At 43.6% G+C, this 17,233-nt stretch carries 7 protein-coding genes; all 7 read left to right on the plus strand.

What is annotated here, in order from left to right:
* The first annotated feature begins 24 nt into the window (after positions 1–24).
* Positions 25–630 carry a hypothetical protein gene (locus FC82_RS10080; protein WP_056996907.1) on the plus strand — a complete coding sequence of 202 codons (606 nt, stop codon included), beginning with the start codon at positions 25–27 and terminating at the stop codon, positions 628–630.
* A 357-nt stretch (positions 631–987) separates the two neighbouring features.
* Positions 988–1,128, plus strand: coding sequence for a hypothetical protein (locus FC82_RS17000; RefSeq protein ID WP_169790579.1), 141 nt, complete (start codon positions 988–990; stop codon positions 1,126–1,128).
* Positions 1,129–1,185: 57 nt separating this feature from the next.
* Positions 1,186–7,356 (plus strand): mucin-binding protein, encoded by a 6,171-nt coding sequence (locus FC82_RS10085; RefSeq protein WP_056996908.1) that lies wholly within the window; start codon positions 1,186–1,188, stop codon positions 7,354–7,356.
* Positions 7,357–7,687: 331 nt separating this feature from the next.
* Positions 7,688–7,828 (plus strand): hypothetical protein, encoded by a 141-nt coding sequence (locus FC82_RS17005; RefSeq protein WP_169790580.1) that lies wholly within the window; start codon positions 7,688–7,690, stop codon positions 7,826–7,828.
* Positions 7,829–7,893: 65 nt separating this feature from the next.
* Entirely contained in the window at positions 7,894–12,240 is a 4,347-nt protein-coding gene (locus FC82_RS10090; protein WP_056996909.1) for an MBG domain-containing protein, read from the plus strand.
* A gap of 299 nt (positions 12,241–12,539) precedes the next feature.
* Positions 12,540–12,680 carry a hypothetical protein gene (locus FC82_RS17010; protein ID WP_169790380.1) on the plus strand — a complete coding sequence of 47 codons (141 nt, stop codon included), beginning with the start codon at positions 12,540–12,542 and terminating at the stop codon, positions 12,678–12,680.
* 230 nt (positions 12,681–12,910) lie between these two features.
* Complete coding sequence (locus FC82_RS10095; protein WP_056996910.1) at positions 12,911–17,047, plus strand: MBG domain-containing protein; 4,137 nt, start codon at positions 12,911–12,913, stop codon at positions 17,045–17,047.
* Positions 17,048–17,233: the final 186 nt, after the last annotated feature.

Raw genomic sequence — 17,233 nt, forward strand, 5'->3', positions numbered from 1 at the left:
ATAATATTCTAGGGGGGAATTATCATGTGGCTTATTTTAGTCATTGTCTTTATCATCTCGACCGCCATTGGAGGGGTAGCTTGGTGGTACGCAGTTAATTACGATGGGTTGGTCGGTGTCACTCGTGTCATTACATTTATTAGTATTATTTGTTTGATTGGCAGTGGGGTTGGGCTATGGCACAATGGGTTTAGTTTTGGCTCCACCAATTCCGATGCGGCACAGTCATCCAGTTCGTCTTCAAAGAAGCTGGCATCCTCGCAATTTTTTGCTAAACGCAGCTCACAACAGCAGGCAGCAAGCAAACTTGCCACTAATGAAAAAGCTGTTTTGAAACAATTGAACAAAATATATGTTAATCAAGGCACTGTGACGTTTGATAAGGGCACTAAGACTTACACGGTTACGGCAGGTCCAGCTAAATTCAAAAAAGCACTAAAGACCATGTGGAAGTATCCGTCTTCAAATCAAAAATCACTGACAACTTTAAAAGCGAATTATGGCAAGGTGAATACATCAATCAACAAAACGTTGAAGGGTAAATACGTCTTGCAGTTACGGGAATCTGAAACAAGTGATTCAATTGTAGTGGCCAAAAATGGTGCTGCAAAATTGATTGGGCTAAATTAATAGCATTTTATAAACACTCAAAATTATTGGGTGTTTTTTTTATGGCAATGGAAAAATTGAGTGTGAAAGTGATTAGTGTGTCATGTACATATTTTATAAAATAACGCCATTTTTTATTATGGTTAAGGGAAAAATAGGCAAGATATTTCGTATTATCCCGCCATTACCAGATAAATATACATTAATTTCTCAACAAATATAAACAGATGTTTGATATTATGTACAACATTGATTGAACAATCAAACAAAAAATAATTTATGTTAAAAAAACTATGCACACGTATTTACATCTAGAAAGAAAACCCTTACAATGTCATTAGAATCATAAAAATTAAATATTTGGAGGAGTTGACTTCGTTGGGGAAAAAGAAGTTTACCACAACGCTGGATAGCGACATGATTAAGCAGTTAAAAATCATCGCTGTTGAACAAGACACCAGTGTAGCAAGTCTTTTGGAGAAACTTGTGCAGTCATATTTACTGACAAAAACGTTGTAGTTTAGCGTTACTGTATGGGAGTGCAGCAGGTAATTAAAAACAAGGGGGTCTTTAACCATGGTAGGGAAGAATAATCGGTTAAAAGATGTAGAAGCGAATGAGAAGACACACTATAAGTCTTATAAATCTGGTAAACGGTGGGTGTTTGCAAGCATCGCCAGTTTATCTTTGGGTGCCGTATTATTTTTTGGCACAGGATTAAACACGCACGCTGACAGTAGCAGCAATACGTCAAATACAACAGCATCACTGAGCGACAGTACCGCAAGTACGGCCGCAGCCACTTCGTCTGCAAAAGAAGTGGCGTTATCGTCGTCATTTAGTGAGAATACTGGTGCAGAATTGAGCAGTTCTGATAGTGAAAGCAATGCGACTGCAACGACTGAGGCTGATGGTGTGAGCACAACAGCCACAGCTGATTCAAGTGATGATGCAACCACTGTTGTAAATGACGACAGTTCTTCCGAGCAGAATAGTCCTGAGATCGAATCGAAATCTTCGACTGAAACGACTAATTTGGATGATTCAAAAACGGTAAACGTAAATGACAGTGGCACCTCAAGCAACAAAACAGAGGAAAGTTCAGAGGAAAGTTCAGAGGAAAGTTCAGAGGAAAGTTCAGAAGTAAGTTCAGAAGTAAGTTCTAACAGTAATTCAACTAGTAGCGATACAGATGCGTCAGACGTGGATGCTGGGAAAACTGTTCCAGAAACAACCAAAACGCCAACTGGTGGCATCAGTAGTGCTTCATCGAATACTGACAGTTCATCAATACTTGATGAAAATAAAACTGAGACCCCAAGTGTCATTGATGATGTGCCCGGCGAAGTTTCCGGCACGCCAACAATTGCTGATGACACATTAAATGTCAACAAACTGACGTTAATTAATCCAACGGAGAAAGAAATTGACGCCGCAAAAGAAACAATGGAAGCTGCCTATAAATTGACTGGACAAGCGCAGCAATTGAATGCGTTGTTGGATGAAGCTGCACCGAGTGCTTCTAGTGCAGTAATCACACTGACGAGCAATACCGACGTTATTGGATATAACTCCGGCCAGACTTCTATCATTTTGACATTTACAGTGGTTGGGGCTAAGGCGGGTGATGTGTACACAATTACGATTCCAAAAACCAGCGTTTTTTCCTATTCATCAATGGACAAACTTACTGCAACTCAAGGAACATCAGAAACACAATCCACAGCTGACGGTGGAACCATGATTACAGTAACAATGGCCAGATCTGTCAGCGACCTCTCCTTCAAAATCAAACTTGGAACCGCGAACAATGAGAATCAGCAACCAAGGCCAATGAGCGATGTTGGGGTTAATACTTATACGATTACAGCTATGAACGGTGACACTGAAGTTGCTTCTATTCCAATTACACAGACAATTACGCCCACGATTTCAATGGGTAACGTGACAAGAACAACCCCGAATCTTTCTGAACTAACAGCCGTTCAATCAGGTGTTGACTATATCTATACTCTGAAAGTAAATGAGGCTGATGGTGTTTACAACGACGGTAGTACTTCGTCTTATGTAAATGCTGCAGTGAATTACGGTACGACCATCACGATTCCTGTGCCAGAGGGTTTTACGCTTAATTCTGATGTAACGAATAGCATAAATGGTTTTTCGGATGAGACAACAATATCACAACCAGACGGAAGTGGAACTAACGTCATTATTACTGTACCAAAGGGTTCTGGAAAAGAGACTTATGAAGGCGGTTCAGGGTATAAACTAGTTGGGTCATACGATGTAGCGGCATCCGAAAGTGAACAAACATTGACTGCGTCTGGACCCGTCACCATAACTCAAGTAATTGATGGTACTGGTACAACAATCACAGATGAAAGCGAAAATGTTTTTTCGGAAACTTTAGCCGCCAGTACAGAGATTCCTGACGCCAGCAATATTTCAATTTCCATGCATGGAAATTCATCGAGTACAAGCACGGAATTGGCTTTGGATGGCGACACGACGAATGATCCAAAGTATTTAACAACTTATTCTTTAACAGATAACTCAGCAATCAGCTTAACGGATGATTTAAATCTAACAATAAATGTGCCAGATGGAATTGAAATGACCAGCCTTACAGTCCCAGCTGAGGGCGCAACAACATCTCAGTACTTGCCGGGAACAACATCGTATGCCTACCAATTAACATTGGCAGATGGCAGTATTGAAAACGGCGAAGTCGATGCTGGAGGTACAATCACTGCAAATTATGGATCAGAAGTTCGTCAAATTGTATTAACGCCTAATTACTTGGCAGCCGGTGCCTATACAAGCAGCAATGCGTTTATTCTCTCAGGGATAATGTCATCAAAATATGATGACGGTAGTGATGTTCAATATGGGGATACGATTGACTTCACTTCCTCGTTGGCGCTTTCATCTGATCCCTCAACAATTATTAGTTCAGATAGTATTAAGCAGACAGTCATTGAGTCATTTGCCCATTTCTACGCTTATTTGAGCCAAAGTGATAAAACACCAGGCGCTGTTGCAGCCGGTTCTTTGTCGTTAAGAATGACCGGTCAAGATTCTCATACAACATATGAAGTTTATGAACCAATATTTTATTACGTGCTCCCATCAGCCACGTATATCAGCGGTTTTTCTGCAATAGATTCAAAGGCTAAAGTCACTGAATTTCAAGCCGATGATGGAAGAACGGTTGTGCAAATTGATTATTCTGGCACTGGAGAATACGTCTCCACTAATTCAACTTTTTCACAACAGGTTAAGTTGTCGAACTACGCTGATGCGTTGCCAGGGTCTTATGGTTACCTCATGTACGTTTACTCACCGGTAACAAAATTGGCAAATACAAAAATGATTTCTGATACATCATATAGCGCCGGTAATGCAGAAGCCGTGGAATTTGGTTCGGGAAACTGGACGATTTCTTCAGCAAGTACTTTTGACCAGTACAGTTTTGGTCAAACAAACGAGGATGTTCAAGGTGTTACTAACGCAACCTCAGATGATCAGGGAAGCTCTGACGCAACATTTTATGTAGCGTTGGTCAACACGCTTCGAGATGGTACCGACAATACAACAACAAGTATCATTAATTTACCAACGTCGGATGATGCCAATGGTTCAGGATATACATTTAATTTAACCGGCCCAGTTACTTTACCAACAAACTTTATCACTGCAACGGGGACCGGAGATACAATCGATGCCACTGTTCTTTATTCAACTGCTACAGTCGCGGTCACTCAGGGACAAAAAACAATTGATACTAGCAGTTATGTTTCTGCAGATGAGGTCACCTCATGGGATTCAATTCGTTCGGTGCTTATAAAAATCAATAATTTTGGTTTAGACGATTCAACTGGGAAAATTGCTTTAAATGGGACGATTGCCGATATGCAGAATCTTGCGGGAATGACTGGTTATTTACAAGCAATTGTTTTGGTCAACGATGATGGTGCCAGCGTCGATAATTCAACATCACTGTCAATAACTGGGACCTCAACTGTCACTGCCCGTTTTCACTACATCGATGACAACGGTGAAGACCAATATATTACTTTAGATGATTTGAAACAAACTGACTTACAGGATAATGTTGATTCGTTGCAGGACATCTATCCGACGAACCTGGACGGCTTTTCTGCGGTTGATCAAGCTTTGATTCCTGAAGGGTACACGCTTGCAAGCAATCAATATACGTATGTTTCAGGTGCTAACGCGGATGGTATTATGTCGTCTGCAACGACCAAAGTTGGTGATACGGCTGTTTACAATACTGACGGTGAGATTGTACAGTATGAACTTGCAAAGAACGCTAGTTTAACGGTCACCTATATTGATGATGCCGCTGATGGTGCAGTGGTTGGTGATGTGACCACCGTTACTGGCTTACTTGGTGCCAGTGACACCTACAAAGTAGTCATTCCAAATGGTTATGAACTGGCCTCTGGACAAGCTTCTTCGATTGGTTACACGCTGTCAGATAGTGATACGGATAATCTCACAGTTCATCTAGTTCATCAGATTACAGTTATTGGGACTAAGACGACCACGAATACTGTGACTTATACTGGTCTTCCTACAGATAAAACACCTGCTTCCCAGAGCAAAAAAGTTTCGTGGAATGTTGAAAAAGATGATGTGACTGGTGAAGTAACCTATGTCCCTTCTTCGACTCATCAAACAACTTATACCACAACTAATGTTTCAGGTTATTATTATGATTCAAGTCAGGCACAAGTCGGTTTTACAGTGACGACCCAGACGACTGAACCAAAAGATCAATCAATCGAAGTTGCTTACTATGCCGAAACGCAAACAACGAACATTGAGTTTGTCGATGACGATAATAATAGCGCAGTAGTTGGCACCCAAACAGTATTACAAGGCAAAACTGATGAGAATGTGCCTTGGTCAGTAAGCGTTCCAGACAATTATGTGTTAGCTAGCGGACAGTCATCATCTGGCACATATACTTTCAAAGCGTCGGATAACGATAATATTATTGTTCATTTGAGCCACATTCAGGCTACTGGTACAACGACTACTACTCGAAACATTTACTTTATTGTTGAATATAATAATAGTTTAAATCCCGAACCGGTTAATCAAACCGCAATGTGGAATGTGACTAAAGATATGGTGACTGGGGCCATAACAGCAACAACGACTGATAGTTACAATCAGGTAGACAGTCTGCCGATTTCTGGATATACAGCCAATACTGCTATAGTGCCTAGCGAAAACTTAGAGCCAATCACTACTTTACCAGCTAATGCTGCTGATATTTACGTCACTTATACAGCGGATGCGCAAACTGCTTCAACAGAGTACGTTGATGACAGTGCCAGTGAGACAATTGTCGGTACACCAAAGATAATTGATGGGTATACTGGTACGTCAACGAATTGGGATACGAGCGATCTTCCTGCTGGTTATCAGTTAGCAGCCAATCAACCTTCTAGCGGGACCTACACCTTTACGGCTGAAGATAATCAGGTTGTTCAAATTCACGTGGTGCACATCCATACCCAATCGGAAATGAGCACGAAAGATACAGTTAACTACTATGAGTTACCGCAGGACAAGGCTGAGCAATCAAAAACTGAGAGTGTTAATTGGAAAATAGATACGGACGAAGCTACTGGTATCAGCACGTTCACGCCTAGTTCAACCGCGATAGAGATTAGTACCCCAGAAGTTCCGGGTTACACACCAAGTGAACAAACAATCAAATTTACGCAGGCAACTAGTGAAACACAACCGAGTGACCAAACGGCGGATGTCACCTATTCTGCTGACCCGCAAGAAATAACTTTTACGTATGTCGATGATACCACTGGCGACGAAATGGAGAACTTGGATATTACCCTGGAAGGTCATACAGATGAAGCGGGAACGTACACAGTTATTGTGCCAAAGAACTACGTCTTGAGTCAGGGACAATCCGCCACGGTTCCATATACGTATACTGCTGATGTGCAAACTCCCACCAAGGTTCATTTGACACATGCAATCGCTGACGGTACCGTGGTGACGACCCGAACCATCACTTATGTGGTCAATGGGAATCCAACTGCAGCACCCAAGGCCGTAGTTCAAAAGATTACTTGGAAGGTTGTTCGCGACATGGTGACGGGAACGAGTTACGCGACTGCTCAAAATGGGTATGATGCAGTGATCACGCCAGAATTGGCGGGATATACTGCTGATAAGTCTGGCATCGCGCAAGAGTTGCTGGGCAGAGTCGATACTGCTGATTTGGCAGATAGTGCGGTAACAGTGACTTACACAGCGATTCCAGTCGCACCAGATAATGATTCAGAAAACGAGGTGGTGACACCAACGCAACCGGATACGGCGGTTTCTGGAACAATGGGCAGTGATGTTGATAACGAACAAAGTGATGTAACAGTTTTAGAAAAAGATAACCAAAAAGTAACGAGAGATGGCAACTCAGATGAAACGACAAAGAGCAATGCTTTCGGGAGTTCAGCTGGTATTTATGTTCATGGTTCAACCCATGCTGATGCAGTTCCCACGGTTACCACTGACGATACCGGCGTAAAGAAAGGTACTGCCAATAAAGTCAATATAACAACTGCTGCTAAATTGCCACAAACGGACGAAAAACAAAATGGCATCTGGACAATCGCTGGTGCATCATTACTTGGGTTGTTTAGCCTATTTGGAATTGGGAAGAAAAAACGTCGTGAAGACGATTAACGAAATTTAGTTAACTATAAGAAAAGGGCCGAATGCATATCAAACATTCGGCTCTTTTCTTATAGTTATCTTTACGGATTGATCAATTTAGAATAACAGTTTAAAAAACACTGGGGTAAATTTATAGGACGAGTAAACCAAATTCGTATTTATGATAAAAAGTAAGTAAAACATAATGTGTTACAGAACAATGTGTGTTACCATATTGATGTTGAATACGACAATTAGTTTTATGGAAAAACTAGTGCATACGTATTTACTTTATGACGTATATCAGTTACAATTACATTGTAATCATTAAAAACTGAATATTTTGGAGGAGGTGGACTTCTTGGGGAAAAAGAAGTTTACGACAACGCTTGATAGCGAGCTTATTAAGCAACTGAAGATTCGCGCGGTGGAGGAAAACACCAGTGTGGCTAGTCTTTTGGAGGGATTAGTCAAAGAGTATCTTCAGGTCAAGACGCTGTAAAAAATGAAACAAGCATAGGCTTTATGGGAGCAGTATAGGCATTTAAGTGAATGGGGGGTTCTACCATGGTCGGTAAGAACAATCGTAATAAAGAAGTACAATCTAATTTAAAACAACACTACAAGGCATACAAATCAGGAAAGCACTGGGTCTTCGCCAGCATTGCTAGCCTGTCTTTAGGTATGGCCTTGTTTTTTGGCGTTAACACAACAACTTTTGCTGACGCTACCGCAACGAGCACAGCAGAAACGACAACAACTGCTGTTAGCACCAGCCGGTCTTCGTCTTCCGAAACAGAGAACACCGATACTGATGGTAATGCAACGAAAGCCACAAGTGCAGACTCAACCTCCGAATCAACTTCAACAGCAGATGAGACAAGCAGCAATGCCGAAACAACGGCAAGCGGCACTGCCTCTTCTGCTTCATCTTCATCCGCTGTTTCTGAATCAGTAACCAGTGACACACCAGCAACTACAGATAACGACAACGGTACAACAGATTCGACTATAAACGAGGCGTCTTCATCTGATCCTTCTGCAGTAGGCAACGATTCAAATGTTGGTGCAGCAAGTGACAGTCAAATAATTAATGATAATAATACCGATGAACTAGCTAGTGAAAGCGATTCAAACGCAACCACGACTGATACAAAAAAGACAGATCTTGGTTCCACGAGTCAAGCAAAGATTAATGCAGCCAAAGAAACTGCCGCTGAAACTTATTTAACAACGGGACAACCGCAAATAATCAGCGCTGACTTGGCCACAGAAACTGCCGAAGTTGATGCCACCGTCGGAACGACAACTAAGACTTATGACGATAATCCTGATACACCTTTAAACTTCGAAGTGACTTTGGCTGATGGTGTTACCGCACCAAGCGGCTGGTATGCAACAGAGACCGCTAATCAATACGAAGTCGCAGCTTCGTCAGGCGACTTAGATCTGTCAACTGTTGACCAGAACGTCGGAACCTATGCCGTCACATTATCAAGCAACGGAGTAGCAAAATTGCAGGCAGTCAACGTTGCTAAAACGATTACCACCGACAATATTGTTGCTGGCTCACTGGTCGTTGAACCAGTCGTCGCACCATCTAATTCCATTGTGATTTCTGGTGGCGGTAAGGCTTACGATGACGATACCAGTACAGACCCAACGAGTTACGTTGTGACATTGGGCAGCGGATTGACCGCAGCTGATGGTTGGACAGCTAACACTGACGGCACATACACAGTTTCAGTGGACAGCGGTGATTTGGATGCGGATATTACCAGCCAAGATGTTGGAAGCTATGAAATTACGCTTTCGGACCAGGGCCTTGAAAAACTTGAAGCAGCTAACTCAAACTATACGATTACTTCGTCGGCTGTTCGGTCAGGCTGGTTTAATATTACAACCAATTATCAACTGGTTGTTGGCTCCGGTAGTATGACTGTAGGAACCTCACTACCAGCAACCTATTACGTTGCGGTGAACGCAGGTTCTGATTATTCGGTACCGAGTGATTGGACGGCATCTTATAGTAGTGCTGACCAAGGTAACATTGTTTATTCCGTGCCAGCATCATACTTTGATACTGATGACGTTGTGACAACTACGGTTGGTAATTATGCACTCCAGTTATCAGCAGATACCGTCTCAACTCTGAATAGCCTAAATTCATCTGATCAATTAACAGCGAATACTATTGAAAACGGGACGATCACTGTTAATTCATCACTAACAATAACGGCTAATAGTTTTCAGCCTGCTAATTTCTATGCAACGATTGGCAGTGGTACAGATGGTGCGCATAGTTATATTTTAGCCAATGGGTCAGCTCTTCAGCTTGAATTAAGAATGTTGAATACAAGTACAGGTGATAGCTATAACAACTATACCGTATATGTTATTATCCCTGCAGGGTTTGTGATTGGTACCACTGATAGCAGCACAGGGGATTCCTCTGTTTCGACAAATCCCGCTGATACGCTTGCTACAGATGTCGAAGCAAGCATGGCGGAATATGATTTAGCCTATTCCGGATTAACCGTTACTCACGAAGATTCATATAATAATCGTCAAGTATTCAAGGTTAAGTTTGACAGCGTAACTACCATTAATGGGAATGATGCCAACCAAGCTGACAATGCGATTTCTATAACCATTGTCACTGATCCGAACTCAACAACAAGTGCAGGCTATATTGGGACAGCTGCAGGTTCTGAAGATGACAGCGTATTGTACGTCACAGATGATTATAACGACACGCAAGGTGCTTACCAGATTCAAAACCAGAACTACTATGTTAATGTTCCTCAAGTTGCCACAGCATTAGGCATTGATGATGCATACGCATTAAACAGCACTTACGTTAACTATGTATACTCATATACAGTCTCACAGGATGCCCAAGTACAAGACACCTATCACCTGGTTGGTGAAGACGGGCAAGAAATTGCGGTTGACATTACGACCGATGGGACACCAGAAACAACTTATAACGTGCTTGCGTTATTGCCAACCACGATTAAGAAGGATGGGGTCACTTACGAGTTAAAGGACGGTTCCGTGGCCACTTATGCGTCATATCCTGCAATCACATCAGTGCTTTCAAGTGCGGATGCCGTTTCGACAGGGAACACTTACACTGTTCAATATTTAAAGGTGATTGACACAACTCAGGATTCAGGCCAAATTGCTGACCAAACACAATTCTGGAACGGGACAATGCCCGCTACCTACACAGTGACCTTGCCCTCAGGCTTAGTTGGTGCTTCCGATTGGACTGAAAATGCTGATGGTACTTACAGTGTGCCGTTGACGAGCAACGATATCGACACGAGTGATTTGTCTACCAACGTCGGAACGTACACTGTAAAACTTTCTGCAACAGGCCTCGCTAAATTAGCTGCTGCCAATCCTAACTATTTGTTTGACAGTAATGTTGTCAAGGCAGGTACGCTAACAATCAATGGCGGCCAGACCAACTATACTGTGACGGTTCAGGATTCTAGCGGCAATACATTGCAACCAGATGTGACTGAAAGCTATTCGTGGCCAGATGGCACTAGTGTAAGTGGTGTTGACGTTGCTGTTGACGGGTATTCAGCTGATGATATCAAAGAAGTGGTCGTTACTGCAAATACAGATTCACTCTATAACACGCAGGGCATCACGCAACTGACATTGACAGATAATGGTAACGGGACGACCACGTATACGGTTCTTAATCAAGATTCATCGAAAACCCAAACAAGCATCATTGCTGCATCTGTCGCTCAATTGATGAGCGGATTTGGCATTAGCTATGGCGCAGCAACTACAATTAGTGATCTGGAAAAGACACAGCTTGCACAATTTAGTAAGGTGAACGTGATTTATCAGGCTAAAGCAGCAACTACTACGGTTTCCTATGTCGATACTGATGATAATAACGCTGTAATCAGCACTGATACTGTCGGCGCTTACGTTGGTGACACCGGTAATTACATCATCACGATTCCTGCTGGATATGAACTTGCCGATGCCGATGATCAGGATGAGACAATTCTTTCAGCCGATGGCATTGACACAGTGGCTTACAAAGTAACGGCTGATAATTCTGATAACCTTATTATTAAATTGACACACAAATTGGTTGATGGTACAACAACCACGACGCGGACAATCAACTATGTATACGCTGATGGCAGCCAAGCTTCAGCTCCTGTCACCCAGACGATTACTTGGAAGACGGTTAGCGACCTTGTGACTGGGACTTCATACGCAACCACCGCCCAAAACGGGTATGACAGTGTTGTAACGCCTGAACTGGCTGGCTACACGGCTGATAAGGCAACCGTGGCACAACAATTGGTTGGCAATGTTGAAACGTCCTCGCTCGCTGACAGTATTGAAACAGTGACGTACACGGCCAATCCAACCGTGCCAGATAATGACACTGATTCCACTCCTTCAGAAAATGATACGACAACTGGTTCAGGGACTGATGAGGATGTCGTAGTTAATTCTGGTGAGGCAGTTGTTGTTCCAAATGATGGCAGTAATGATATCACTACCGATGATGGTGACAATCAAGGACAAACAACTATCAAGGCGCACACAAATGATACAGAGGATATCAACACTACAACTGAAAAGACAGTGACGACTGCCAACAATGGCAACACAAATGCTATCAATAATCCGACTGCTCAATCGACCAACACTGCCGGGGTACTTGACGATGAAACCTCAGAAGATACATCATCTGCAACAACCGAGGGAACGAATTCTAGTAATGCATCTCAAAACAACACAGCCGCAACCGGCAAATTACCGCAAACAAGTGAGTCACAAAGTGGGGTTTGGGCGATTGCTGGTGCATCGCTTCTAGGCCTGCTGGGTTTGGTTGGTATTGGCAAGAAGAAGCGTCAAGATGACTAGAATGAGCGCTTAGTTGAGATAATCTTTTCGCAGCGTTAAAGTATGGGCTTCATTTTCAGATACTTGTACAGCAAGGAAAACGGCTAATCATTTGACTAGCCGTTTTTATTTTGTCAATCTGTGACGATGATCATAAAAAAAGGACAATTTAACTATAATCGTTGTTTATCCGACAAAGTGCTAACCCCATGATTAACAGTTTTCTTAATCTCGAGTCATACGTATTTACTAAGATTCCGTAACCGTATACAATGGGCATATACCTTAGCGTAAATACATTTTGGAGGAGATGAACTTCTATGGGGAAAAAGAAGTTTACCACGACGTTAGATAGTGATTTGATTAAGCAACTCAAGATTATCGCTGTGGAAGAAGATACGAGTGTCGCAAACTTATTGGAAAAGCTTGCGAAGGACTATCTGACCACGAAAGTATCATAGCGACCACACCATCGTTTAATAAAGGAGATGAACTTCAATGGGGGAAAAAGAAGTTTACCACAACATTAGACAGTGATTTGATTAAGCAGCTCAAGATTCGCGCGGTGGAGGAAAACACTAGTGTTGCCAGCCTTTTGGAGGGATTGGTACAGGCTTATCTGAAATCAAAATCATTGTAATTTAATAATTAGGCTGCAGGGGCAGAATTTAATATTCGGGGGTAATTTTTTATGCTTAGCAAAAATAACCGAAATAGGGAAGTATGGGGAAATTTAACAGAACATTATAAGGCATACAAGGCAGGCAAACACTGGGTGTTTGCTGGCATTGTATGCCTTTCTTTGGGTACGGCCGTTTTCCTTGGCGGTAACGTGACGACACACGCCGATTCGACAACAAGTGCTGCTGATTCAACAACTGCGGACAATAGTTCCAGTGAATCGGCACAGTTACAGTCGTCATCTAGTGCAACGTTAGGCGCCACCAGCAAAGTTAGCAGTGCCGCAACTGGCAGCACATCTGCTAATTCAACGAGTACTGCCGCAACTACAAGCGACAGCTCATCAGCAAGCTCAAGTTCAACTGCTGATGCAAACAGCAATAGTAATTCTGATGGGATAACCAACGACAGCTCAAGTGATGCTAACACAGCCAGTAGTGAAAGCGCCAACACAGAAACTGATTTAGGGTCAACCACAGCTGAGAAGATTGCTGCTGCCAAGGAGTCGGCAGCAGCGGCATACAAAGCTACCGGTCAATCTCAGAAGATTACGGCTTCATCGGCCACGACAACTGATGCGACTGCGGATGCTACGATCTCGACGGCCACGAAAACATACGATGGCAGTGCAATCACGGCCTTTACAGTCACCCTCGCTGACGGGTTAACAGCCCCAACTGATTGGTACGCAACATCAACGGCTAACCAGTATGAAGTGGCATCTGATTCGACTGATTTAACAACGGATGCAAGTTCAGTTGATGCTGGTACTTACAGTGTTAGTTTATCTGATAGCGGTTTGGCAAGGTTGCAGGCTGCTAATCCAAACACAACAATCAGCGCTGACAACATCGTGGTTGGGTCACTGGTGATCAATGCTGCGACCGCGCCATCGAACGCAATTGTTGTATCTGGCGGGTCGAAGCCGTATGACAATACTACGGACACTGATCCGACGAGCTACACAGTGACCTTGAGTGATGGACTGGTTGCACCATCCACTTGGACGGATAACGGAGATGGGACTTATACAGTACCTACCGCAACCAACGATATTGATGCTGAAATTACGAGTCAAGCCATTGGTAGTTACATTGTGACGCTGTCAACGCAAGGTATTAGTGACTTACAGGCTGTTAATCCAAGTTACACGATTTCTAGCGACGCAATCACATCAGGAACGTTTAGCATTACAGCTAATGATCAGGTTATAATTGGTAACAAGAATGTCACGGTTGGCGGTAGTTTGCCAACGACGTATTTGGTCTCTATCAGTAACGCGTCAAGCTATACAGTACCATCTGACTGGACTGCTTTCTCAACAAACACATCAACGAATACCACGGTTTATACGGTACCCGCATCGTACTTTGATACTTCAGCAGTCGATACCAGTACAGCCGGCACCTATTCCGTTTCACTCACGGCAGCAGCCGAAACTACATTAAACACATCAAATCCTGATTATCAATTAACAGGGATTAATGTTCAGGATGCAACAGTGACTGTAAGCGCTGCAAATTCGTCAGCAACGCAAGTTATTATGGCAAATTATCAAACATATGTCCCTCTTCCACCTACTAATACAAACTGGGTATTTGCTACAGGGACATTGCTTGAAGTGGATTTGCCATTACTCAGCACCACATCAACCACAACACTTAATAATTTTACATCTTACTTTATTGTTCCAGCTGGATTCGTTATTGGAACCAATGACGCAGAAGTTAATGCGGTTGTGGCTTCCAATCCAGCTGCTACATTACAATCACAGCTTGAGACAGCGCTTGCTGCCGATGGTGTCACATACAGTGGCTTAACGGTGACACAAGAAACAGATTATAATGGTCGGCAAGTCTTCCAAATTAAGTTCGCGAGTGTGACACCATTCAACGCAAACACGGACACGACCAAAATTCCTGTTGAAATTACCGTTGATCCGAATACGACAGTAACATCCGGCTCGATTGGCCATAACACATCATTAGACCAGGATGTGTTGTATGTGACGGATGATGTGGCCCAGACACAGGGCGCCTATCAATTAGATTCCGGTTATCTGGATTTTTACAACAATGTTTCTGAAGTTGCAAATGCTTTGGGATTGTCGGATGCGTACGCAAGTGCTTATCAGGCCGGTACACAATATGTTATTGTGAACGCAACAATCGAAGATGTTTACTATTTGGAAGATTCAAATAATAACCAAATTGGCGTGGCCACAAAAACTGGAGCACCGGGTACGACTTATAGTACTGCCTCGGTAGTGCCGACCACTGTTACATCCAGCAGCACTGGTAAGACCTATCAAATAGTGCCTGATTCAGTCGCCCAATACAACACGCTGAAGACAAACACTGCAGGTGTCGCCGGCGCGGGAATTCCAATTGTTAGCAAGCCATATTACGTCAAGTATGTTCAGGTTTATGACACTTCCACAACTGCTGGCCAAGGAACCATCAGTGATACGACAATGACTTGGACTGGTTCAATGCCGACGAGTTATGTTGTCACATTGCCAACTGGTATCACGGCACCGAGTTCTTGGACGAATAATGGCGACGGCACGTACACCATTTCTGCTGACAGTGGTGATTTGACCGTTACGCAAACGACTGACACCACAACTGCGCCTGTTTATGCTGAGTATACAGTGGCGCTGAGTGCCACGGGACTTGCTGAACTGGCAGCGGCTAACACGAGTGTCGTGTTTGATAATCAGATCGTTCAAGCTGGAACGCTCACCATTAACGATGGTGAGGCGGCTTACACGGTTACGGTGCAAGACGATGCCAATCATACGTTTAGTACGACTGATCAAGATTTGACTTACCCAACAGGCACGGATGCTAATGGCGTCGACATTAATGTCACTAACTATCTCGGTAACGACATCAAGTCTATCGTCGTTACTCAAAACGATGGCACGGTTATTACCTATACGCCGGATGGTGACGATGCCACTACGATGACCACGACGGATGCTGATGGCAATGTAACGGCTACTGAAACACTGGCGGCCGGTATTACAGATGCCTCAGTTATCGGTCAGTATGGGCTTGGGTATGGCAGCACACCGACGTTGGATGATGCGGCAAAACTTGCGCTGGCGCCTTATAAAGCCATTGTTGTGACGTACGGGGCACAGGCTGCAAGTATGGTGGCAACCTTTGTTGACGATGCTGAAAATGGGGCACAGGTTGGTGATACAACAACGCAAAGCACTTACGTTGGTGAAAATGTGACCTATACATTTAAAGTGCCTGCAAATTATGTCCTTGCAAACGATCAAGATGGCTTGGTAATTGCTAATAATGGGGATGGTACTTATTCGGTCTCTTACACAGTTACGAGCACTACGGACAAGACAATCACCGTTCATTTAAATCACGAAATTATTGATGGTACCACCACAACTACAAGAACAATCAATTATCAGTATGCAGATGGCTCAACGGCAGCACCATCGGTAGTTCAAAAAATTACTTGGAACACCGTAACGGATGCGGTAACCGGTACGTCCTACGCCAAGGCAAAGGACGCTTATGGTGCCGTAACATCGCCGACATTGGCAGGATACACGGCAAATGAAACAACGGTTGCTGGTAACTATCCTGGTAGCGCGGCCACATCTGATATTAAAGATACGACAGTTACGGTCATCTATACAGCCAATCCTACAACGCCCGATAATGGTGGTGGGACGACTACTAATCCGTCCGACCCAGGTAATGGCGGCACAACGACCCCGGGTGGCGATGATGTGACAACAACGCCAGGCCAGCCAGTCGTTGTTCCCGATGATAACGGGAATACGACAAGCGGCAATAATGGTCAAGATACTGGTGGTAAGACCACAGCAACAACAACCGATACGAATGCTTCCAGCGGCACAACAAGTAACGGCACTGATCTGGTTTCAACGACTGCAAGTGCAACCGGCTCGTTAAGTGGTCATGATGACACTACCGCCGGCCACACGATCATTGGCCAATCAGCAGCCGGACAGAAGACAAACGCGAACACCGCTAAATTACCACAAACCAGTGAGCAACAGAGCAGCGTTTGGGCGATTGCTGGCGCGTCACTGCTTGGATTACTAGGTTTGGCTGGTCTCAGTAAAAAGAAACGTAAAGAGGACGACTAGTCGCTATCACTGCGCGTTGCTTTTTGCCGATACTGGTAACTACGCAAGCCAATGTAGTTGATTTAAAATTAATTTTTATCCCACTTGGGCGATGGATGAGCGCTAGTTGTTCATCATCAACCAAGTGGGATTTTTTGGCGGCCCGGACGAACTTTTACCCAGAGACATACAGCTGCATAATACGTT

This window comes from Secundilactobacillus collinoides DSM 20515 = JCM 1123 (assembly GCF_001435975.1).
GTDB classification, from domain to species: Bacteria; Bacillota; Bacilli; order Lactobacillales; family Lactobacillaceae; genus Secundilactobacillus; species Secundilactobacillus collinoides.